This is a genomic window from Algoriphagus machipongonensis, assembly GCF_000166275.1.
Classification (GTDB): Bacteria; Bacteroidota; Bacteroidia; order Cytophagales; family Cyclobacteriaceae; genus Algoriphagus; species Algoriphagus machipongonensis.
This window is the reverse complement of sequence record NZ_CM001023.1, coordinates 4079674-4102346: the sequence shown is the minus strand read 5'-3', so window position 1 is coordinate 4102346 and position 22673 is coordinate 4079674. Positions and strand designations below refer to the sequence as shown.

At 38.9% G+C, this 22673-nt stretch carries 16 protein-coding genes; 7 read left to right on the top strand and 9 right to left on the bottom strand.

Features of this window, described 5'->3' with window-relative positions; genetic code table 11:
* Positions 1-41 precede the first annotated feature (41 nt).
* Complete coding sequence (locus tag ALPR1_RS17215; protein ID WP_008202606.1) at positions 42-1331, top strand: serine hydrolase domain-containing protein; 1290 nt, start codon at positions 42-44, stop codon at positions 1329-1331.
* Between the two features lie 39 nt (positions 1332-1370).
* Here the strand turns inward: ALPR1_RS17215 and ALPR1_RS17210 are convergent, their stop codons facing one another.
* The 9 genes from ALPR1_RS17210 to ALPR1_RS17170 all read right to left on the bottom strand — a co-directional run bounded on the left by ALPR1_RS17210 (position 1371) and on the right by ALPR1_RS17170 (position 14414).
* Positions 1371-2900 carry a SulP family inorganic anion transporter gene (locus ALPR1_RS17210; protein WP_008202605.1) on the bottom strand — a complete coding sequence of 510 codons (1530 nt, stop codon included), beginning with the start codon at positions 2898-2900 and terminating at the stop codon, positions 1371-1373.
* A 177-nt stretch (positions 2901-3077) separates the two neighbouring features.
* On the bottom strand, positions 3078-6215 hold the full coding sequence (locus tag ALPR1_RS17205; protein WP_008202604.1) for a VPS10 domain-containing protein: 3138 nt from the start codon (positions 6213-6215) through the stop codon (positions 3078-3080).
* 116 nt (positions 6216-6331) lie between these two features.
* Complete coding sequence (locus ALPR1_RS21130; protein WP_008202602.1) at positions 6332-7717, bottom strand: DUF6600 domain-containing protein; 1386 nt, start codon at positions 7715-7717, stop codon at positions 6332-6334.
* A gap of 445 nt (positions 7718-8162) precedes the next feature.
* Positions 8163-8675, bottom strand: a complete 513-nt coding sequence (locus ALPR1_RS17195) for a heme-binding domain-containing protein (protein ID WP_008202601.1) — start codon at positions 8673-8675, stop codon at positions 8163-8165.
* A gap of 119 nt (positions 8676-8794) precedes the next feature.
* The gene (locus ALPR1_RS17190; protein ID WP_008202600.1) at positions 8795-9796 is read right to left on the bottom strand and encodes a Gfo/Idh/MocA family protein; all 1002 of its coding nucleotides are present in this window, start codon (positions 9794-9796) and stop codon (positions 8795-8797) included.
* A 323-nt stretch (positions 9797-10119) separates the two neighbouring features.
* Positions 10120-10914 carry an SDR family NAD(P)-dependent oxidoreductase gene (locus ALPR1_RS17185; RefSeq protein ID WP_008202599.1) on the bottom strand — a complete coding sequence of 265 codons (795 nt, stop codon included), beginning with the start codon at positions 10912-10914 and terminating at the stop codon, positions 10120-10122.
* A gap of 443 nt (positions 10915-11357) precedes the next feature.
* Positions 11358-11861 (bottom strand): DinB family protein, encoded by a 504-nt coding sequence (locus tag ALPR1_RS17180; RefSeq protein ID WP_008202598.1) that lies wholly within the window; start codon positions 11859-11861, stop codon positions 11358-11360.
* Positions 11862-11894: 33 nt separating this feature from the next.
* A complete protein-coding gene (locus ALPR1_RS17175; protein WP_153231834.1) occupies positions 11895-12878 on the bottom strand; it encodes an SAM-dependent methyltransferase in 984 nt (327 codons plus the stop codon).
* Positions 12879-12947: 69 nt separating this feature from the next.
* Entirely contained in the window at positions 12948-14414 is a 1467-nt protein-coding gene (locus ALPR1_RS17170; protein WP_008202595.1) for a Gfo/Idh/MocA family protein, read from the bottom strand.
* Between the two features lie 411 nt (positions 14415-14825).
* Between ALPR1_RS17170 and ALPR1_RS17165 the strand changes: the two genes are divergently transcribed.
* The 6 genes from ALPR1_RS17165 to ALPR1_RS17135 all read left to right on the top strand — a co-directional run bounded on the left by ALPR1_RS17165 (position 14826) and on the right by ALPR1_RS17135 (position 22670).
* The gene (locus ALPR1_RS17165; protein ID WP_008202594.1) at positions 14826-15956 is read left to right on the top strand and encodes a Re/Si-specific NAD(P)(+) transhydrogenase subunit alpha; all 1131 of its coding nucleotides are present in this window, start codon (positions 14826-14828) and stop codon (positions 15954-15956) included.
* Between the two features lie 12 nt (positions 15957-15968).
* Positions 15969-16256, top strand: a complete 288-nt coding sequence (locus ALPR1_RS17160) for an NAD(P) transhydrogenase subunit alpha (RefSeq protein WP_008202592.1) — start codon at positions 15969-15971, stop codon at positions 16254-16256.
* Positions 16253-17638 (top strand): NAD(P)(+) transhydrogenase (Re/Si-specific) subunit beta, encoded by a 1386-nt coding sequence (locus ALPR1_RS17155; protein ID WP_008202591.1) that lies wholly within the window; start codon positions 16253-16255, stop codon positions 17636-17638. The genes ALPR1_RS17160 and ALPR1_RS17155 overlap by 4 nt, the downstream gene beginning before the upstream one ends.
* A gap of 744 nt (positions 17639-18382) precedes the next feature.
* Positions 18383-20635, top strand: a complete 2253-nt coding sequence (locus ALPR1_RS17145; RefSeq protein WP_008202586.1) for a hypothetical protein — start codon at positions 18383-18385, stop codon at positions 20633-20635.
* A complete protein-coding gene (locus tag ALPR1_RS17140) occupies positions 20632-21885 on the top strand; it encodes a DNA methyltransferase (protein ID WP_008202584.1) in 1254 nt (417 codons plus the stop codon). The genes ALPR1_RS17145 and ALPR1_RS17140 overlap by 4 nt, the downstream gene beginning before the upstream one ends.
* Positions 21882-22670, top strand: a complete 789-nt coding sequence (locus ALPR1_RS17135) for a hypothetical protein (protein WP_008202582.1) — start codon at positions 21882-21884, stop codon at positions 22668-22670. The genes ALPR1_RS17140 and ALPR1_RS17135 overlap by 4 nt, the downstream gene beginning before the upstream one ends.
* Positions 22671-22673 lie beyond the last annotated feature (3 nt).

Below are 22673 nucleotides of genomic sequence, written 5' to 3'. Positions count from 1 at the left end.
ATTGGAATTCATTAGCTTAAGGTTTCTAAAACCCAATCAATATGAAAATAGCCCCATCTACTCAACTGCTTCTATTTATCTTTTTGGTACTGTCCATGCCAGTGCTTGGGCAGCATAGTGTAAATATTACTCCACTGGGTGATCAAGTAATGCCTGGTATTTCAAAAGAAAGAATACAAAAGATTGACGGAATGCTTGAGGAGACCATCAGTAGCAATCAGGTGCCTGGCTTGGTAGCTATGATAGTTAAAGATGGTAAGATTGTTTATCAAGCTGCCAAAGGATTTGCTGACGTTCCTTCTGGGAATGAAATGGAAATGGATCAAATTTTTAGGATTGCTTCACAATCGAAAGCCATCACATCCACTGCAGTCATGATGCTCTGGGAAGAAGGAAAGTTCAGTTTGGATGACCCAATTTCAAAATTTATCCCTGAGTTTGCTCAGCCGCAGGTATTGACAAACTTTCGATATGGAGATACTACCTACTCCAGTAGGCCTGCTTCCCGTGAAATAAGAATTCGCGATTTGCTCACTCACACTTCCGGTCTTGGATATGGTGTGATTGATGGGGATGAGCGTTTTAAGATGATTTATAACAAAGCTGGTATAGTAGATTTGTTTACTACCAAGCCTGTGAAAATAAGTGATAACATCAAAAAGTTGGCAAAATTGCCATTGCATCATGACCCGGGGAGCCAGTATACTTATAGCCTAGGATTAGATGTTTTGGGGTATTTCATTGAAATTGTTTCAGGGATGCCATTTGACCAGTTCTTAAAAACCAGAATTTTTGATCCACTTGGAATGAGTGATACTGGATTTTACCTGAGCGATTCACAAGGAGAGAGATTAGTAACAGTTCATCGTAAAGTTGACGGAGAATGGGAAGCTTATCCTATAACTTTTTATGATACAGATTATCCTAAAAAAGGAGCGAAAACATTCTTTTCTGGAGGAGCTGGGCTTTCCTCCACTGCTTTAGACTATGCGAAATTCCTGCAGATGTATTTAAATGGAGGTACCTATAATGGCGTTCGCTTGTTGAGTCCGACGACCATTAAAACCATCATGTCGAATCAAGTTGGGGATTTGCTTGGAAATGGAGGCAAAGACTATGGTTTAGCTTTTGGTCTCGTGGATCAGCAGGGAGTTGCTAAAGGTGGAATTGGGAGTCTTGGGACTTTTGATTGGGGTGGATATTTTAATACCCAATACTTTGCAGACCCTGTTACCAATACCATTGGGATATTGATGAAACAAACTCAGGGCGGAACTGGAGATCAATCGGGATGGAAGTTTAGGCAGATGGTATTTTCTGCCATAGAGTAAAAAATAAGGGTAACCAAAATCATGGTTACCCTTATTTTTTTAAATCTTATCAACCGCAAGCTTGTAGTTGGGGTCTTCGATGACATTGACATCAATCAATTTATCGGCATTTTCAATGAGTTTTCTACAATCCGGGCTTAGGTGCTTCAAGTGAAGTTTTTTATTCGCCTTTTGGTAGCGCTCTGTTATTTTATTTAGGGCCTCAATCGCAGACATGTCCACGACACGGCTTTCAGCAAAGTCAATTATCACCTCATCTGGGTCATTTGCTACATCAAATTTTTCGGCAAAAGCTGTAGTAGAGCCAAAGAATAATGGTCCAAACATTTCATAATGCTTGACACCATTTTGGTCTATATATTTTCTGGCGCGGATTCTTTTAGCATTGTCCCAAGCAAATACCAAAGCTGCTAAAATAACACCTACTAAAACTGCCAAGGCAAGGTTGTGTAGAACTGCAGTTACCAAGGTTACTAAGACCATTAAAAATACATCTGATTTTGGCATTTTATTCCAGGTTCTTAAACTCGCCCATTCAAATGTTCCAATAGAAACCATGATCATTAGACCAGTAAGTGCTGCCATTGGTACTTGTTCGATCAAGCTTGAACCAAACATGATGAATACTAAAAGCATGACAGAAGCTACAATTCCCGAAAGTCTTGCTCTTGCTCCAGAAGAAATATTAATCAAACTCTGACCGATCATCGCGCAACCTCCCATTCCGGAAAACACACCAGAAAGCATGTTGGCCAAACCTTGAGCTACAGCCTCTTTATTGCCTCTACCTCTTGTCTCGGTGATTTCATCAATAATATTTAAGGTTAACAAACTTTCGATCAAACCCACTCCCGCAACAATAGCAGAATAAGGGAAGATGATTTGAAGTGTTTCGAAGGTCAATGGAACAGCTGGTAAATGGAAAGGAGGAAATCCACCTTTAATGGTCGCCATATCACCCACGGTCTTGGTGTCAATATTTAAGAAAGAAACCAGTCCAAATACAACTAAAATGGCTGTAAGAGATGCTGGAACTGCTTTCGTAAGCTTTGGTAAGCCCCAAATGATCAACATGGTTAATCCTACTAAGCCAAGTAAAATATACATGTTTGATCCTGTAAGCCAGTTTCCAGTAGCATCTTTAAACTGATCAAGCTGAGACATGAAAATGATGATTGCTAGGCCATTGACGAACCCGAAAATAACTGGGTGAGGAACCAATCTCATTAATTTTCCTAACCTTAGAGTTCCTGCAGCTACCTGAATAATACCAGCCAAAACCACAGCAGCAAAAACGTATTCTACCCCATGGCTTGCAGCCAAAGAGACAATGACAACAGCTACTGCGCCAGTTGCACCTGAAATCATTCCGGGTCTTCCTCCTAAAATTGAAGTGACCAAGCCCATCATAAATGCAGCATAAAGGCCCGTTAAAGGCGATAAACCAGCGATGAAAGCAAAAGCAACAGCTTCTGGAATCAAGGCCATTGCTACAGTAAGTCCTGAGAGAACTTCGGTTTTGTAGTCAACACGTTGGCTGAAATCAAATAAGTTGAAATACTTTTTCATGAAATAGGTTTGAGTAACTCTTCCAAAAGAATGCTTTGCAAGAGGGGAGATTTAATGAATCGAAGCGCAAAGATAGAGAAAATTGCTAAAACAGAATTTTATTTGGCAATATCCGATAAAAAAGTAATGAAAAAATAAAGCCCACAGGAGGCTTCCTGTGGGCTTGTTTAGAATCCTTTATTTAACAAATAGAACTCCAATACCATTTTCTTGTACAAGTTGGTTGAAGGCAGGAATATCTGTTTCAAGCAAAGTAGTACCTTCTTCTTTCAGGGTTTTCCATTCTTCCTCCAGTTCACTTCGCCTATCTTTTGAACCTTGGTTTATCTTTGGAATAGAGCTGTCAGATTGATTGATGACGTACATGTAGTTAGCAGTGAATTTGTTTGGGAAATTTTCTACGTCATCATAAGCTTTTGATTTACGTTGAATCATTTTTTCATCCCAGTCCTGAAGCTTTTTCAGGAGATTTTGTCCTTCAGCTTTAAGAGATTTAAGTTCTTCCTTGTCTTCAATTTTTTCAATGAAGGACTTCAGCTGATTTTGATAATCCATTTCAGTGTTTACCATATCATGCATGATCGTAAGCTCTTCCTCCATTTCCTGCATAAATACATGGTATTCCAGATATTCTTTCTCACTGATGTCATACAGTGGGTTTTTGGCGATGACTCCTTCCACTGTAGCATCGTCAAATTCTGATTTTATGGTAAGCTTATACTTGCCGGGAATAGCAGTATGGCCCCCATAACCCGCTTCGATGTAAGCACCATCTACTCCGGGCATAGTTGGGTAGCTCAAATTCCAGACAAATCTGTTGATTCCTTTTTTGGTGGAAAGAACTGGTTCGGAAGATGGTCCTCCTGCATAAGATTTAAAATCTTGATCTCTTTTGGAGCTAAAAGTTCTAACTAATTCTCCATTGGAATCGTGAATTTCAAGTTTGATTTCTGTGGAATCATTGATCTCCTCAGGAAGGTGGTAATAAATCACCATGCCGCTGGCTGGGTTTACTCCAGTAAAGGGTTGAGTTCCATCAAAGTTTTCTAGGGAGCCATTCATCGGACTGTACCAATTGCCTAAAATAACTTCTTCAGGAGTGTAGATGACGGGTGTTTCTACGCTTTCTTTCTTTTCTCTGACCAGATTAAGGTCATCCAATATCCAGAATGAACGTCCCGCGGTGGCAACAATCAAATCTCCATGTTTTTGGATTAAATCCGTGATTGGGGTCACTGGCAAGTTTAACTGAAAGGGTTTCCAATTACTTCCTTCATCATAGGAAATAAACATGCCTGTTTCTGTACCTGCATACAAAAGGCCTTCTACTTGTGAGTCTTCCCTGACAACTCTCGTGAAGGAGCCTTCAGGAATACCGCTATTAATCGGAGTCCATGATTTACCATAATTACTGGTCTTGTATAGGCCAGGTCGTTTGTCGTCAAATTTATATCGAGTGGTGGCTATAAATGCTGTTGCAGGATCATGGGGTGAAACTTCAATTGCATTGATAAGACATTCTTCCAAGCCGGAAGGAGTTACATTTTCCCAATTCTCTCCTCCATCTTTTGTAAGGTATACCAATCCGTCATCCGAGCCAGTCCAAATTACTCCCTTCTCATGTGGTGATTCAACGACATAGGAAAGTGTTCCGTAATTTTCTGCTCCTACAGCCTCATTGGTATATGGCCCACCTCCATTGCCTTGTTTCTCATCAATATTTCTTGTTAGATCCGGGGATACAACTTCCCAGCTATTTCCCATATCTTGGGTTTTAAGTAAGTATTGTGCGCCATGATAGAAGGTGTTGGGTTCATGTTGTGACCAAATAATAGGAGCATTCCAGTTGTATAGGTATTTCATGTCTCGAGCCTCTCTACCTAAATATTGGATAGGTTCTATCATGATGTTTGTACTCCCCTTAGACTTCATATCAAGTACCTCAATGGTACCTAAGTAGCTGCCGCCCAAGACGTATCTTGGATCATCAGGGTTGAATGCTAAAAAGGCGCTTTCTCCACCGGCAGAAGAATTCCAATGCTCTTCACTAATAGATCCCCTTCCCATAGCGATGCTATTGATTACCACAGAAGTGTTGTCTTGCTGACCTCCATAGATTCGGTAAGGGAATTGATTATCAACATTCACACGGTAAAATTGAGCGGTGGGCATGTTGTTTTGGGTAGACCAAGTTTTGGCATAATTAAAAGAAATTGCTGCACCTCCATCATCGGCCAAAACCATGTTTTTGGAGTTTTTGGGGTTGATCCAGAGGTCATGGTAGTCTCCATGAGCACTCGGTAAATTTTCCCATGTCTTTCCTCCATCAATAGATCGTAGGGCTGGGGCACTCATTACATAAACCGTGTTCTCGTCGTTGGGATCTGCAAATACCTCTATGTAGTACCATGCACGCTGAACGAGTCTATTGTCTCCGCTGACCATTCTCCAGCTTTCTCCTGCGTTATCAGAGGCAAATAAGCCTCCCTTGTCTTGGTTGGTGTCAGATTCTATTAAAGCATATACCTTATTGGAGTTGGCCCGTGAAACTGAAATTGCCATTTTACCTTTTTCCTCTGGTAGACCTTTATGGATTTTCTTCCAAGTTTTCCCGGAATCTGTTGATTTATAAAGGCCGCTTCCCGGTCCGCCACTAATTACTTTCCAAGGTACTCTCTGGTGTTCCCACATGGCAGCATAAAGAATTTCAGGGTAATTCATATCCATGGAAAGTTCCGATGCACCTGTCTTTTCATCTACAAAAAGTACCAATTCCCAGTTTTCTCCACCATCAGTGGATTTGTAAATGCCTCTTTCCGGGTTAGGCGCATGCAAAGCTCCTTGCGCAGCTATGTAAACTATATCTGGATTGCTTGGGTGAATTTGAATCCGTGAAATATGCTGTGTTTTTTCAAGTCCAATCTTTTTCCAGGTTTTTCCTGCATCGGTGGACTTATACATTCCGTCGCCATGAGAAGTCATAACACCACGAGGGGCATGTTCACCCATTCCAACATAGACTATGTTAGGATTGCTTTCTGATACTGCTATGGCTCCAACAGAAGAAGTTGAGAAAAATCCATCTGATATATTATCCCAATGTTGACCAGCGTCTGTGGTTTTCCATACTCCGCCTCCCGTGTTTCCCATATAATAAACAAGCGGGTCATCTACTACGCCAGTGGCAGTGACAGACCTTCCTCCTCTAAATGGGCCTATATTTCTATATTTTAAGGGGAGATTTTTATTGAATGTTTCCTGAGCATAAGAAGCAAATCCAGCTAGGATTAGAATGATAGAAAAAAGAGTTTTCATGTTTGGCTAGTGGTTGAATGATCAAATTACTAAAAACTGCAAACACTACTATTTGGCTTGAAATAAAAAAAGCAGCATGAGTAGATTCATGCTGCATAATTGTAATTCAAAAGCTTTTAATTATTCCCTCTTGAGCTGGAAGAGCTTCTGCTGCTGGATGATCTTGAAGTTGATTTTCTTGCAGAAGAAGTGCTGGATTTACTCGTTCTTTTCGGAGCAGTTCTCACATTACTTGAGCGAGAAGATCTCACCTGAGGACTACTTTTTGTTCTGCTTTGACTTGGGCTGGACACCTTACTTCTCGATGATCTCGAAGTTGGAGTTGAGGCCTTAGTCCTCTGAGTCGGTTGAGTTCTCGTTTGTTGCTTTCTTTGTTGAGGCTGAGAAACTCTAGCTCCGCTAGACCTTTGTGGTGTAGACCGAACAGTTGGTTTTGATTGAGTTCTAGGAGTAGTTGCTCTTGAGTTGTTTGGAGATTGAGTCCTTGTACTTGGAGCGTTAGTCCTAGTTCTGCTACCATCATATGGCTTCATTTCAAACCCTCTGTCTTTGCTGTTTGCCTTGGCAGGAGTTCTTGAGTTTCTAATTTCCTGATTTCCTCTGACGCTTGGTGTTGCAGATCTTCCTCGAGTGGTAGCTTCTCCTCTTGCATTTCTGGAAGGGGAGTTTGAGTATGCGTTTCTCGAATTGGATCTAGCAGTCCTTACTTGCTCTGGTGTGCCAACTCGGCTTGGTCTGGCATCTACAGATCTGTTTCTGGAGGCGGTCATATTTGGCTGATAGATATTTAGGCTATTTCTGGAAACAGCAGCTCTACCAGGTTTATTGCTACCTCTTACAGAATATACAGGTACATTTCTTCTCGTAACTCTTGATACTTCTCTTCTACTTGGGCCAGCAGCATATTGATTATTATTATAGACGACCGTATTGTTTATGATAGTCGTTCTGTTATATATCTTGATTTTGGTCTTACGTGGAGCATAGTATCTGTAGGCATGCTGATGATAGATTCTATGATTCGGAAGGAATACCCAGTGATAACTTGGAATGTTAACTCTCACGTTTATTGAGACTCCTGGACCTAATGGGGCCCATCCATAATATCCTCCGCCTGTTCTCCAGTTTACCCATGCAGGTCCCCAATCATACCCAGGGATCCAAGCCCAACTTTGGTAATAGTCATCAAAATACCATCTTCCGTAGTGGAATGGAGCCCAACCCCAGTCATAATTTGAAACCCAGGTGTTCCCGTATTCTGTCATCACCCAATGCCCGTTTGTTCCATACGGGTGAAAGTCAGCTCTTACTGCCGGCAACCATATGTAACCATAGTTAGCATCTTTGACCCAGTCACCATAAGGCATTAATTCATCATAAAATACCTGAAATGATATTCCATAAGGCGCTTCTGCTTTTGCTTGCCTTGGGTTAAACAAACCAACGGTAAGTAAAAGGGCCAAGGTGGCTGCAAATCCGATTTTTAAGTTTTTCTGTTTCATTGCTTTGTGGTTTAGTTTGTCAAGTGGAGTTGGAGGTTTTGGAGCTTGCTGATTCTTTATATCATAGGTGTCTTTTTAATAGATGCATTTTTTATAAAAAAGGATGCATGCATACTAAAACCAAAATCATTCCAATTTTTCATCTTTCTTAAAATAAATTCAATTAAGAGTCATTAACGGAGTAAAAAGAAGTAAAGTTTAGGGTGTTTATTAGGTGATGATCTAAAAATAAGCAGTGAATATCGATAATTACATAAAAAAATTAAATAAGTATTGAGGATTAACCCTGTTTTTTTGAAATAAGTCAGCAGTAGGTGTGGCATTATTTTTAAGAAGTACTTGTTTTAAAAACTATAAAAATGGCAATTCAGTATAGGCTGACTGAAAAAAAATAAATAAAAAAAACCGTAAACTTTTTTTGTTTACGGCTTAGAACTGAATAATTCTATTGCTGTGGAGGAGGAGGTCCTCGTCTTTTCATAACCAAACTATCCGCAGGGTAGGTGGCTTTTAGCATGGCCATTTGTTCTTTTGCCCAATCTATTAAAACTTGCCGTTCTTCTTCCGTCATGTTTGCTTCTGAATGTAAGCCTAAGTAGGTGTAGGAAGGAAGTGGCATTTCCTTTTCCTCGACCATTTCTATGGTCTCTTCAAGTTTATGATTTTGGTAAGCCAGCGGTCTGTTTGTGAACTCTGAGAAGTTTAGGTGCCTTTTGCCGTCTGTAATATGGCCATTTAACCAAAATCCAATAGGTTGAATATTGCTATACCAGGGGTAATTGGTAGAGTTGGTATGGCAATCATTACAAGCATTTTTAAGGATCATATTCACATTATCGGGAAGGTCGTAAGACTTCGAAATGTGATATGTGTTGTCATCACTTAGATTTTTGTCTGTAGGGAAGAATTGAATTGCCACAAGAATAATGACAATGCCAATGGTTATTTTTTTGATCATGACAAAGTGAGTTTGGCTTTAAAAATATACTTGTTTGACTTCCGTAATTCAAATAGGTTTAATCCATTAAAGGATTCATTTAATGGTAAAATTGATATCTGGAAAATATAATCCAGGTTTTAGACCACTTGTTTGACAAGTTCATCCATCACCCAGTTTGTTCTTGCTCCAGTTTCTCCGGTGCTATTACAAGTGCCTTTTCCTAATAAATCCTCTACGATGGTAGTGATTAGTGGCTCTTGAATATGATTAGGGAGGTCAAATTGAAAATTTTCTAATTCTCCATTTTCCTTTTTCAAGGTGAATTCTCCTTTTCCAAACGTTTCAAAATGGATTGATCCTTTGTTTCCATATAGGATGACTTGGTCTATTTCATCTGATGCAGAAGCGGTAAAGCACCAATTACCTGACCCTAAAACGCCTGATTCGAAAACGAAACTTCCCATTACAATGTCTTCCGCTTGATAAGCTCCCCCTTGATTGGAGCAATATCCATTGGCATGAGTGATTTTACCAAAGAAAAAATCCAAGAGGTCTAGCTGATGTGAAGCTAAATCAAAGAAGTAACCTCCTCCTGACATTTGAGGATTCACTCTCCAATTATTGTCCAAGTTGGCAACAACTGTGGGTTTAACAACTTGTTTTAAGTTGATATGAACCGTTCTTATTTCCCCTAAGGCTCCATCATCGATCAATTCTTTAATTTTTAAAAAATGTGGCAACTCCCTTCTGTAATAAGCAACGTAGAGCGGTGTATTTTCATCTTCACAAGCTTTGATCATTTCCTGGCATTCCGAAAATGTCCTTCCCATAGGTTTTTCTACATAAATGGGTTTTCCGGATTTAGCTGCCATTTTAGTAAGTTCTGCATGCGCATAGGGTGGGGTAGCGATATAAATGGCATTTACTTCTGGATCATCAATTAAAGCTTGAGCATCAGTGTACCATTTGGAAACGCCATGCCTCGTTGCATAATCTTTTACTTTTTCCTCATCTCTTCGCATCACAGCTACCAGTTTGCTGTTTGGGACGATATTCATAGCTGGCGCTGATTTTACTTCACAAACATTTCCTACTCCCAGGATTCCCCATCGTACTTCAGAGTCTTTTATTTTTTTCATCTTGATAATAAAAATTGTAGCTAGGCTTTCATTGTTGTACCTAGCTGAATTGATTTAAAAGATAAAAACCACCTTTACATACCCATCAAATGTGGCAAGGTAGCCTTTCATTTTCTTAATTCGTTTTAGAGCAATGCTAAAGTTATGAATTATTGTAATTGAATTCCCCCTCTAATTTTAGATTAATAGTCTCAAAAAAAAGAGGTTTTATTGGGTATATCTATCCTTTAGCAAATTTTTAATCGCATGATTTTAATTTCAACTAAAAAATAAACGGGTGACTCTGATGATTCAAAGCCACCCGTCTTCAATCTTTATTGTTTTTATAAAATAGAGCGGACAAGACCTCCTTCCGCTCTGATCGCTGCGCCATTCGTCACAGAGGCTAAAGGGCTGGAGAAATATACGATGGTATTTGCTATCTCATCAACAGAGGCAAAACGCTCGATCAACGAGGTTGGCCTCATGTTTTTAAAGAAATCATCTTCCACTTCTTTTTCCGTTGTGTTTCCGCTTTTTGCCAGGTCTTCAATAAATGCACCTACCCCTTTTGATTTAGTAGGGCCTGGTAGTATGGAGTTTACGGTTACATTGCTTCCTTTGGTTAATTCAGCCAAGCCTCTGCTAATACTGATTTGAGCTGTTTTTGTCATACCATAATGAATCATCTCATCAGGAATAAAAACTCCAGATTCGCTTGAGATAAAGATTATTCTACCCCAGTTTTTCTGAAGCATTTTTGGGAAGTAGTGTCTTGCGAGTCTTACTCCACTCATGACATTCACTTCAAAAAAACGAAACCAATCTTCATCGCTGATTTCTTCAAAAGCTTTTGGCTCGAAAATTCCGGCATTATTTATTAAAATATCAACCTCTGGTAGTTTTTCCAGGAGATGATTAACTTCCTCCACTTTTGAGAAGTCTGCAGCAATTCCGCTTATCTTTTGACTTTTTGTAGCATGTTTGAGTTTGGATACTGCCTCATTCACACTTTGATCGGTTCTTCCATTGATGATGACTTCAGCGCCTTCTTCCAGAAATCTCTTCGCTGTGGCATAACCGATACCTGCCGTAGATCCACTTATGAAGGCTTTTTTGTCTGTGAGTTTTAAGTCCATTGTATAATTGGTTAGGGAAAAATGTTATCTATTTACTTTTCTTAAACCAAAGTCCTTTTAAGATAATTCGATAAAAGTGAGTTTTACTGAATTCGATTAAAAATTATATGTATATCCGCTTTTATTCCAGTAATTATCCAAAAGCATAAGATTTGGTTCCATCTTGCTGGCAAAACGATTTGTCTCAGAAATAAAATCCCGGGCCAGCGCTTGGAGAAATCTAATCCATTATTACCCAGGGTTGAAACCCTGGGTAACAAAGCTTTGACCCCAATGGGGACTAAAATTTCTTTATTAATTATATGTATTACCAATTTTTACCAATAAGTATTCATAAGCATCATATGATAATGAGATCATAAAAATTTTGCTTGCTTCTATATTCTGGCAAGGTGAGCAAAGAAATTTTGGGCACTGGCAAGATTCCGGATAATCATAAAAAATCATCGCCACCAATTATTTTGTTTTCGTATATAAACGATTTGTCCGGTATGATAAGCATTATGAGCTGCGATATTTGCCAAAGTTTCACTCCATCCTTCGAGCTGTTTGCCTTCGAGTTTTTTTGTCTCCACCTCGATCTCATTCATGATTTGATCTAGTTTTTCTACCATATTCGTCCACTCATCTTCCGATATTTCTGAGAAAGTCTCTTCATTGTCTCCTTCAAATTGAGGGGCTGGATTTCCTTTAATAGCTTGTAAAAGCCGATCATTCCAAAAGACCAAGTGGGAAACTAATTGAGCGATTGAATGATTTTCTGATTCATCATGCCAATTTGCTTGTGTTGCATTGATACCTTCAGTTGCCACATTAATAGGAGCGAACCAGTTTTCACTGGAATGTGAATATTCAAGCTGCTTGACTAAAAAATCATTGGTGGTTTGAGAGAAAGTTGGAATGACTCCAGCTAGAAAAATGATAGCAAAACTAAAGAGCGTTTTCATAATGTCTGAGGTTAGGTTTTCATTACAGGGAATTTACATGATTTTGATGATTAATTCTGGATTTTGACCTAGCTGATACTTTGTGTGAATAATGTAATCGGCAATTATGTCTTGCTGACTAAGTGCTGCCACGTTTAATGGATTTGTTAGACCACTTTGATTGATTTTTAAGGCCTCCTCTTCGAAAATTTGAATTTCTGTCAATAGTGATAAGTGACTGTTTATATTTAAATCTTTTTGTAAGAATTTAGTTTGGACCTCTGGGAATCCATTGGGATATTTTTTTAGGGTTGACTTGTTTACTTCCATTACCAAGGAGGTCTTATAAAACTCCTCTATTTTGTATTCCTTGTTTGAGCTTCGATTGGTACTTAATCCAAGACTTAATTTTATGTTTTGAGGAATTAGTATAGAGTCCTCATCAGCTTGATTTAATAAGTTTTGAGAAATTGCGATCTGAGGTTCAGACTTTAAGCCAGCTTGCATAGTTTCACTAATAATAATGTCAGGTTTTCGCTTTGGATCTAACTTTAGCTTGCTGGCATCTGCCATGACGAGGGTAATGTCCAGATCTTCCTGGTTAAACTCTTCCATAAAACCTTGTAAAATTGAAAAGCTAATAGGATTTATTTCCACTAAAGTATAGCGGATCTGATGTGTTTTATATTCTTGGAATATGGGTAGAAGTAAGTTGGCAAACGGCCCGGTTCCAGCGTAAATAACTTCAATTGAGGATTGTTTTTTAAGCTTTTCATCAAAGGCTTTAGTAATCCCACGAATGAATTGCCTGGTTCTCATCAAATCATCAAGGCACATTGCTGCCCAATATGGACCAATGGCAATTCCGTTTTCAGCGATTAGGTTTTCACGGTCTAAGTTTTCCAAGAAATTTTTTGAGTGCCAATTGAAAAGTGATGTTTTAAATATTTCTGTGGCTTCCTTTAAATCATGGTAGTCTAAAGTCTCTTTAGCATAAGAATGAAAAATTCTTCTTAATGAATTTTTGATTTCAATCATTTGCATAGTGATTCATTAAAAAAGCCCTTTCAATTTGAAACTGAAAGGGCTTTGATAATTATAAATCAATTACATTTCCCAGCCGGGTCTGTAAGTTCTTGTTACGAATTGATTAGCTTCTTCCAGGTTAGTGATTCTTAATTTATCACCGTCCCAAAGTAACTTCTTGCGACCAAAGAACTCCATATCTCCTTTTGAGTTTTCTCTTCTAAGCAGGTAACTTCTGATGGCAAGGTTGCCCATCAAAACTGTTTCTGTCATTGGACCCGCATAGTCAAAGGAAGAGGTTAAGCCTTTATGTTCTGTGCTTCCAAATCCAGCTTTACAGGCATCTACCCATAGTCTTTGGTGTCCGTATTCTGGCTCATCATTTGGTTCGGTCTGAGGACCGAATTCCTGTGTGCCGTCATTAAGATATAGTTTAGGCATCAGCGGCGAAGAATCATTAATGTTTGTGGAAATAATTCCTTTATCACCAATGATTAAGACGCCATTTGCTGAATTTGCTCCGCCAATATCATGGTCAGCAGGAATAATGTCAGGGTGAGCTGGACGTATTCCTCCATCCATCCAAGTCATATTTATAGGAGACTTGCTTTTGGGTGTTTCTTTAAAGTTTAATGAAATGAAAGAGGATGCTGGACATCCATCGGGATGATAATCTGGCGTCCACATCTCACTAAATACAGAACCAACGCTACATTCAGCATCTGTTGGATAGTGTAAACCAAGGGTACGGAAAGGAATATCGATCAAGTGGCAACCTACATCTCCCAAGGCCCCTGTACCATAATTCCACCAGCCTCTCCAGCTAAATGGATGAAGGTTTGGTGTATAAGGAATTTCAGGTGCTGGACCCAACCACAGGTCCCAGTTTAATGCATCGGGTTTGCTGCCTGGAGCAGGAGATGGAAATGGACCACCTTGAGGCCAAACAGGACGGTTTGTCCAAACTTCTACTTTGGCAATCTTTCCTATACGGTCTTTATCAATCCATTCTTGGACTAAATTTAACAAAGGGTTTGATCCCCCTTGATTTCCCATTTGGGTGACCACTTTTTGAGACCTTGCCATCTCAGTAAGCATTCTTGCCTCTTTGATGTTATGGGTCATTGGCTTTTGTACATAGACATGTTTTCCTCTTTCCATCGCATATTTAGCGGCAGGGCCGTGAACATGATCAGGAGTTGAGATAGTCACAGCATCAATATCTGTTTCTGTGTCTAGCATTTTTCGGAAGTCCGCATATAGCTTAGCATCAGGAAATCTCTCCACGGAGGATTTTGCAGACCCAGAAAAATCTACATCACAAAGTGCTACTACTCGCTCTCTTCCATTGACGGAGGCATTTCTAATATCACTAGCTCCTTTTCCACCTGCTCCAATCGCAGCTAGATTTAACTGATCAGAAGGTGAAGTGAAGCCGACTCCGCCTAAAACATGTCTTGGTACAATGAAAAAAGAGGATGCCACTGCGGCATTTTTAATAAAATCCCGACGGCTTTGCCCTTCAGAACTTTTCTTCGGATGTTTCATGGATTATTGATTAGGTAAAACAAGTGAATCTAAAATAGGGATTTATCTTCTGGAATAAACCCTGAATGTCTTTAAACTGTAAATCTAGAAGGATCAGTGGTAAAGGATATTTTCTAAAGATTATTGTAAGATTAAATGATCTAGGGCATAAAAAGCCTAAGAATGATCGTGATTTTTGTCGATTTCCAAAAAACTGGTTTCAAAAATGATGGTTTTTTAAAATAATTTATGTTGAATGGTTATTTTTTGGTTTAAAATAGCGTTTTGGCTATATGGTGATTATCCAAAGAAAATATCAAGAAAGTGGAAGAATTCAGGATAATGCAGGTGGGTTTAGCAGTTAATTCAGACTTTCTTTGAATATATTATAGAGTTAAACGCTTTTTAAAGAATTACTCAACCTACTATAAAATGAAAATAGGTGTTTTAAAAGAGACCAAAGCATTCGAAAATAGGGTGGCACTTAGCCCAGATGTCATAAAACTTTTGATTAAGAAAGGTTTTGAGGTTTCAGTAGAACCTGAAGCTGGAATGGCGTCTTATTTTTCTGATGAGGATTATAAGAAATCAGGTGCTCAAGTCATCAGCCAGTCAGATGTATTTGATTCTCAAGTGCTATTAAAGGTGAATATCTTTACAGTAGAGGAGGTCTCCAAAATGAAGGAAGGTACAGCTTGTATTTCCTTGATGTATGCTTACAACCATCCCGAGGTTCTCGATGCCATGAATCAGAAGAAAATTTCTTCTTTTTCTATGGATGCTGTGCCTAGAATTTCCAGAGCTCAAAAAATGGACTCCTTAAGTTCACAGGCAAATTTGGCAGGGTATAAATCGGTGATTTTAGGAGCAAACTATTTAGGGAAGATTTTCCCTTTGATGATGACTGCTTCTGGTACTATTACTCCCGCCAAGGTATTGATATTTGGTGCCGGGGTAGCTGGGCTTCAAGCGATTGCGACAGCAAAACGTTTGGGTGCAATTGTGGAGGTGACCGATGTAAGGCCAGAAACAAAAGAGCAAGTGGAGTCCTTAGGAGGTAGGTTTTTGACTGTGGAAGGGGCAGAAGGAGTGAAGGTAGAAGGTGGATATGCGTCGGAAGTTTCTGAAGAGTTTTTGCAGAAGCAAAAAGAACTGATTCAAAGTAAAATTAAAGAGTCAGATTTAGTCATTACCACTGCTCTTGTCATGGGTAAAAAATCACCGATTTTGGTTACTGAAGATATGGTAAAGTCCATGAAACAGGGGGCTGTAATAGTAGATATGGCCGTAGAATCAGGTGGGAATTGTGAGATTTCTGAAAAAGATAAGACTGTAGTCAAACATGGAGTTACGCTCGTGGGTGAATCAAATCTTCCGTCCTTACTGCCTACGAATGCCAGTCAGCTGTATGCCACTAACATTTCTACTTTGCTGATGCATTTGGCAAGCAGCGAAGGCTTTAACCTGGATAGGGAAGAAGAAATCACTAAAGGTGTTTTGATTACCTACGAAGGCGAAACGGTACATGAGTTTACCAATAAAATAATTAATCAATCGAAATAAACTTCTCAAAAGATGAGCTCAGAAGCACTGATTATTCTGATATATATACTTGTTCTGGCAAGTTTTCTAGGGTTTGAACTGATTGCAAAAGTTCCTCCCACCTTACATACTCCTTTAATGTCTGGGTCGAATGCCATATCAGGTATCACCATCGTGGGAGCACTATTGGCCTGTAATGAAATGGGTTATGTGACCATAAGTAAGTGGCTGGGAATGGCCGCACTGGTATTGGCTACCATCAATGTGGTGGGTGGATACACTGTTACTGATCGTATGCTTAAAATGTTCAAGAAAAAATGAGTATTACTATTCAAATAGCTTACTTGGTTGCCTCCATCCTTTTTGTGCTGGGGATCAAAATGATGAATAAAACCAAATCCGCTCGGCAGGGAAACAGATTGTCTGCCTTGGGGATGTTGATTGCCATCATCGCTACCTTACTTCAAATCCAGGTTATTTCCATGGTGGAAATATTTGGATGTATTGTCTTGGGATCTGCAATCGGACTCTATTATGCCAACAAGGTGGAAATGACCAAAATGCCTGAAATGGTGGCCATATTCAATGGTTTTGGTGGCTTAGCTTCCTTTACTGTTGCCTTGTCAGATTACTTCCTTCGTACCACCGTTCAAATGGAATCCATTGAGCTGGTTACAGTCATCAGTATTATTGTTTCGGTATTTATTGGAGGTCTGACATTTACAGGTTCAATTATCGCTTTCCTAAAATTGAATGGAAATATTTCGGGTTCCCCCATCACTTTCAAAGGTCAACACCCGCTCAATTTGGTGTTGTTTCTAAGCTTTTTAACAGCTGCCGTATTTAATGTGATGGATCAATCAGACCCTATTTTGATCATTGTATTGATTGTCATTGCATTGGTTTTGGGAGTATTGACCGTGATACCCATTGGAGGGGCGGATATGCCAGTGGTAATCTCCTTATTAAACTCTTACTCAGGAATGGCAGCCTGCGCCACTGGTTTCATTTTGAATAATAATGTTCTGATTGTAGCGGGTTCTTTGGTAGGAGCATCAGGGATTATCCTGACACAGATTATGTGTAAAGCGATGAACCGCTCTCTAATCAATGTGTTGCTAGGAGGTTTCGGACAGACTACTTCTGGTCCCGCAGGTGATGGGCCATCCATCACTGTGAAAGAGGTAGGAGTAGAGGAAACAGCCATGCTTTTTGACTCTGTTTCTTCTGTGATTGTAGTTCCGGGTTATGGAATGGCCGTAGCTCAAGCGCAACATGTGATCCGTGAATTAATGGAGCAATGCGAGAAAAGAAATATAGACTTCAAATTTGCAATTCACCCGGTCGCTGGAAGGATGCCTGGACATATGAACGTGCTCTTAGCCGAGGCCAATATTTCTTATGACAAATTGATTGAAATGGAATCAATAAATGATGATTTTCAAAATACCGATTTGGTATTGATCGTGGGAGCGAATGATGTGGTAAATCCAGCTGCAAGAAATAATCCACAAAGTCCAATTTATGGAATGCCGGTATTGAATGCAGATAAAGCCAGAACGGTGATCGTCAGTAAAAGAAGTATGGGCAAAGGCTATGCAGGGGTGGAAAATGAACTCTTTGGCTATCCAAATTGCCTTATGCTATTTGGTGATGCCAAGCAGACGATCACCAAAGTGGTGACTGAAATGAAGGAAATGTGATTTTATTTTTTTGTTTTCAAACCTATACCTGGGCTATCAGCATTGCTGGTAGCCCCTTTTTTTTTAGGTTTTCCCCCTTAAAAATGAAAAAAAATACCCAGTACTGGGTATAGGAACTAAAGATTTTGATACCGTTCTTATGGTTTTGTTTAGGTATCAGAGATTAGATGATTTTTTTGATATCGATTCACTTTATCCGACAACAAACGTTTGTTGTCATTTGTTGTCGGGTAATCAAATTAAAACACTGATAGTCAGATGTATAAAATTAGACTAAGCACAAAATCTATAATGGATATATACGCAATTACGTATATACAGGTGTTGTGCAGCATACAAAAAAAGCCAACGCACATTCAAGCACATTTGGTTTTTGCCGACACCCAAAGCCAAAGCTGAAAAACCAAAAGAGCTGTTTTCTTCCCAACCACGAAAAGAAAAACTACTATATATTGTATTATGTAGTAAATAATATTAATTTTGACGCTATATTTGAATAAATATCAGAACTATGGACAATTCTGAACTAAAGAAAGATAGATTTAAGCGTGTAGCCTCTAAGCGAGTAGACAAGCTCCTTGCAGGGATTCGCAGCTTATCGAAATGCTCAAACATTAACAATTATGAATACTCAGAAGACGATGTTCAGAAAATGATTAAAGCAATAAAGGATGAGCTAAAAACTATGGAAACACTCTATAAAAAGAACTTAAAGAACAACATTGACTCATTCAACTTTTAGCGATGAAAGAAATATTTAAAAGCCTTCTTGCAGCACACAAGCCAGAGCAAGTCAGAGAAGTGATAATGAAAATTGGCAAAGCGAAATATCGCTTTGAACCAGTTGGAAATAGAAAAAACAATCTAGCGACTATAAATATTGGAACCGACCCTGCTGCAGGAGTAACTGAAAGAATTACCAATGCAATTGATGCCGTTCTCGAAAAAGAATGGATTGACCAAGAAGAACCTACAGATATTAAAACGCCAAGAAGAGCGAGCGAATTATGGTTCAATATTGAACAAGGTAAAATTTCGAAGATTTCAGACAGCAATGATGAAAGACTAAGAAGTCTTTCGCCCAAAGTCAAGGTAACATTGACAGATTCAGGTCAAAAAACAAAACCTACAGTCGAGATTAGAGATTTGGGTATTGGATTAGAACCTGAACAGTTTTCTAAGACGATTCTTGACCTTAATGGAAACAATAAAATTGGCAAACTACACTTGATGGGAGCCTATGGACAAGGCGGCTCAACTGCTTTATCCTACAATAATTTGACACTAATTATTTCAAGACCATTCTTCGGAGACAAACGTAAAAAACCAAAAGTAGCTTGGACTATTGTCCGTATAAACCCAGGCGATGTCAATAAAGACAAGCATGAGTGGTACGAATACATGGTCGACAAAGGCACTGGACAACCATTTGTTACTGAAATTGACGATAAAGAATTTGAACCAGGCACATTAGTGAGACATATTATGATGGACTTGGGCAAATTCAAGGGAAATATGACTGCTCCAGGAACAGGCCTTTGGTATTTGGCTCACAATTACTTATTTGACCCAATTATTCCATTTACAATTTCGGATGAACGTGGTTCAAAGCCCGTAAATAGAACAGTTACAGGAAATAATAGACTCTTGACAAATACAGACTTCTTAGACTACCGCCAAGAAGTGCCTCTGACTTTTAAGGACGGGAAGGTGATTATCTACTATTGGGTATTAAACACCACAGGTGATAATCCAAAAACAAGGATCAAAAATTATGTGATGCCTTCCCAACCAATTGTTATCACATTCAATGGTCAAAAACAAGGAGTCATTGGTAACACGCTAATCAAAAACGACTTAAAACTACCATTCCTTGACAACTACTTGATAGTTCAAATTGAAGCTGACAACATGGATAATGATTCCAAAAGACAGCTTTTCAGCAGCACAAGAGAATCACTTCGAGACACTTCAATTCTTGAAGAATTAAAAAAATTAACCCTAGATACACTTGCAGCAGATGATGAATTGAAGCGACTAGATAGAGAAAGGAAACAACGCTATTTTACACAAGAAGATACTTCGGCACTTGATAATCTAAGGAAGCGATTAGCCCGAAGAATCAACACATTCTTAAAAAGTTCAGGAAGTGGCAATTCAGTAACCGCCACAAAAACAAATGAATCACATAATAGTGAGAAATTACCTGAGATTCCAGTTGAAGACCCACCAACATTTTTTGAGATTGTTACACCTTCTCCCAAAGAAGTGTATCAAAACAAAAGCTTCGCAATCAAGTTCAAAACAGATGCTCACCCAAGCTACTTCAATAAAGCTGAAACTTTCGTTGCATTTATTGAGCCTCAATCTTTCGGTATGTTCACGGGAACAGCTCGTGTAGTTGATGGCTATGGATTGGCTCACTTTAGAGTTTCAGATGAAACACAAATTGGTGATGAAGGCCAAATCACTTTAGAACTGCGACCGCCTAGGCAAAAGTCATTCAATTCTGCAGTTGACGTAGTTGCCATAGAAAGACCAGAAGATTCCAATCCTTCAGGAGACGGGGATAATAAAACTCCAAATATCCAAGTGGAATTTGTAGACAGAAATAACCCATGGTTCCAAGAAAATGAATGGAATGATTTAAGTGTAGCTCAAGTTCTTGACGATCAAGATGGAGTTATCATTTATGTTTCAGCTGAAAATAAGAATCTGACAAAGCTTGTCGCTCGTGCTCAACGTTACAGTGAAGAAGCTGTAGATAGCATTCAGAATAAGTACTTAGAGCATATTTCCTTTTATGCATTCATGGCGAACAAAGTAGAACCGTCAAAACTATTCTCTGAAGATCAAGAGTCACTTCAAGGAGAATTTGTTGAGAAATTACGTGACGAATACCTGAAAAACGCAAGTGAAACTGTTTGCGGTATGATAAACGACTTCTTTGAGCCAATTATAACTGAAAGTGTTGAAAAGGACAGTGTAATGACATGAATGAAGTAAACTATATTACACCTTGGGCAAACAAAAGAAGCAATGACCCTCTGCACTCTCTCTGCTCCTATCTTGGTTCCTTCCCACCAAGTTTGGCGAGTTACTTTATTAGGTTTTTTACCGATGAAGGAGACCTTGTTTATGACCCATTTTCAGGAAGGGGAACAACGATTCTTGAAGCGAGAATTTTAAATCGGAAATCAGTAGCTTCTGATTTAAACCCTATTGCCCTTGCTTTAAGCCATGCAAAATCTGTTCAAGCTGACACCGAAGCTATTTTGCAATTAATTGATGAGCTAGAAGAAAATTATGACTACCCTTTGTTTCTGCCCGAAGCAAAAGCTCAGCCAGATGAAATCCATTTGATTTTTCACCCTCGGACTCTAGCAGAATTATGCTACTTAAAACTCATGCTAAAAGAGCCTAAAAGCAAGGAAGAAAAAATCCTTGTTGGAACTATACTAGGTATTATGCATGGTGGAGAAAGAAAAGATGGGAGTTCAGGTTACTTGTCCATTAGTATGCCTAATACATTCAGTATGTCACCTGAATATGTGAGACGCTTTGTTCAGACTAACCAACTCAATAGAGAATATCGTAACACTTTTCAATTGCTCAGGGAGAAGATCAAAAGAACCTTTGAAAAACACACTTTTCCTAGAAGTCAAAGTTCGATTTATAGAAGCGATGCTAAAACGCTTTCAAGTACACCTGAGTTTAAAAAACTGAAAGGCAAAGTTGATTTAATCCTTACTTCTCCACCTTATTTAGGCATAGTCAACTACGCTCGCCAAAATTGGATTAGGTCTTGGTTTTTAGATGCCAATCCTGAATTGATTTCCGAAGAACTAGATGATGATCTGAATTTGTTTGAATGGATTAAGTTTTCAAAAGACACAGTAAGTCAATTTAAAAAGCTGCTTAAACCCAATGGAGTTGGTGTTTTTGTGATAGGCGATGTTGCTAAATCAAAGGATAGTGTTATACCACTAGCTAGAGAGTTCGCGGTTATGGTCAAAGAAAATAAGCTTTTTAAAAACGTTTGGATTTTCTCAGACTATATTCAAGGATTTGATAAAACCACTCGGATATGGGGAGAAACAAAAGGAAAAGCGACAGCTACGGACAGAATCGTAATCCTGTCAGATATTAATCCATTCAAAGAAAACCACAGACTCAATGGAGAATCGGACTTAACTTATGATTTGATAAAAGAAAGCACAAAACATTTTATGGGTGATAGAATATGAAAGGAAAGTCAAAATTACTTATCCTAGATGACTGGTATGAAGAGTTCGAACCTGGAACTTATGTAGAAGACACACTCGAACGTACAATTATCGCCCGTTCAGAGGAAGTATTCCCAGAATACTATACTCTACCTCTCAAAAAGACTATTGAGTATAACGGAGAATCAAGTCAGCCAGATTTATGCTTAATTAAAAAAGACTATAGTAGGTGGTACGTCATTGAGATCGAGCTAGGCAAAAAGCCATTCAAGGGACACACCGAAACTCAGATTCGAGTCTTTTCACACGGTCGATACAATGCAAGTGAAATATCAACATACTTAGTTGGCAAAAACTCCGATTTATGTGAAAAGAGATTGAAGAAATTAATCCTCAAAGATGATCCTGGAGTATTGATAATGGTCGATGAATACCCAAAATGGGCAAATGAAGCTAAATCTTACCCAAGAACTGGGCTTTTAGTATTCGGAATGTTTGATCATCCAGATGGGGTCGAAGCATACAAAATAGATGGAGAGTACCCAGTAATTGAAATTGCTCGTTCAAGATGTAAATTTCCAAAATATCCCGCAAATATGCTGACTGTATCATCACCTAAAATCCTGAATGTAGGAAATGGTGAGGAGTTAATAGTCATTGATAATGGACGAAAAACTAAGTGGGAAAGGCTGGATGATGGAAATACAACTTATCTAATTCCGAAAGGGCAGAATCCTCTGAATATAAACAAGAAATACTATCTGATTAAATCAGAGAATAGTGAGTACTACATTAAAGAAAACTAACCA

Excerpts from the sequence above, each read along its gene's own strand:
- ALPR1_RS17155 (WP_008202591.1), top strand. The coding sequence starts at position 16,253 with ATGAGTATTACTATTCAAATAGCTTACTTGGTTGCCTCCATCCTTTTT.
- ALPR1_RS17215 (WP_008202606.1), top strand. The coding sequence starts at position 42 with ATGAAAATAGCCCCATCTACTCAACTGCTTCTATTTATCTTTTTGGTA.
- ALPR1_RS17165 (WP_008202594.1), top strand. The coding sequence starts at position 14,826 with ATGAAAATAGGTGTTTTAAAAGAGACCAAAGCATTCGAAAATAGGGTG.
- ALPR1_RS17160 (WP_008202592.1), top strand. The coding sequence starts at position 15,969 with ATGAGCTCAGAAGCACTGATTATTCTGATATATATACTTGTTCTGGCA.
- ALPR1_RS17145 (WP_008202586.1), top strand. The coding sequence starts at position 18,383 with ATGAAAGAAATATTTAAAAGCCTTCTTGCAGCACACAAGCCAGAGCAA.
- ALPR1_RS17140 (WP_008202584.1), top strand. The coding sequence starts at position 20,632 with ATGAATGAAGTAAACTATATTACACCTTGGGCAAACAAAAGAAGCAAT.
- ALPR1_RS21130 (WP_008202602.1), bottom strand. The coding sequence starts at position 7,717 with ATGAAACAGAAAAACTTAAAAATCGGATTTGCAGCCACCTTGGCCCTT.
- ALPR1_RS17195 (WP_008202601.1), bottom strand. The coding sequence starts at position 8,675 with ATGATCAAAAAAATAACCATTGGCATTGTCATTATTCTTGTGGCAATT.
- ALPR1_RS17210 (WP_008202605.1), bottom strand. The coding sequence starts at position 2,900 with ATGAAAAAGTATTTCAACTTATTTGATTTCAGCCAACGTGTTGACTAC.
- ALPR1_RS17175 (WP_153231834.1), bottom strand. The coding sequence starts at position 12,878 with ATGATTGAAATCAAAAATTCATTAAGAAGAATTTTTCATTCTTATGCT.
- ALPR1_RS17135 (WP_008202582.1), top strand. The coding sequence starts at position 21,882 with ATGAAAGGAAAGTCAAAATTACTTATCCTAGATGACTGGTATGAAGAG.
- ALPR1_RS17170 (WP_008202595.1), bottom strand. The coding sequence starts at position 14,414 with ATGAAACATCCGAAGAAAAGTTCTGAAGGGCAAAGCCGTCGGGATTTT.
- ALPR1_RS17185 (WP_008202599.1), bottom strand. The coding sequence starts at position 10,914 with ATGGACTTAAAACTCACAGACAAAAAAGCCTTCATAAGTGGATCTACG.
- ALPR1_RS17190 (WP_008202600.1), bottom strand. The coding sequence starts at position 9,796 with ATGAAAAAAATAAAAGACTCTGAAGTACGATGGGGAATCCTGGGAGTA.
- ALPR1_RS17180 (WP_008202598.1), bottom strand. The coding sequence starts at position 11,861 with ATGAAAACGCTCTTTAGTTTTGCTATCATTTTTCTAGCTGGAGTCATT.
- ALPR1_RS17205 (WP_008202604.1), bottom strand. The coding sequence starts at position 6,215 with ATGAAAACTCTTTTTTCTATCATTCTAATCCTAGCTGGATTTGCTTCT.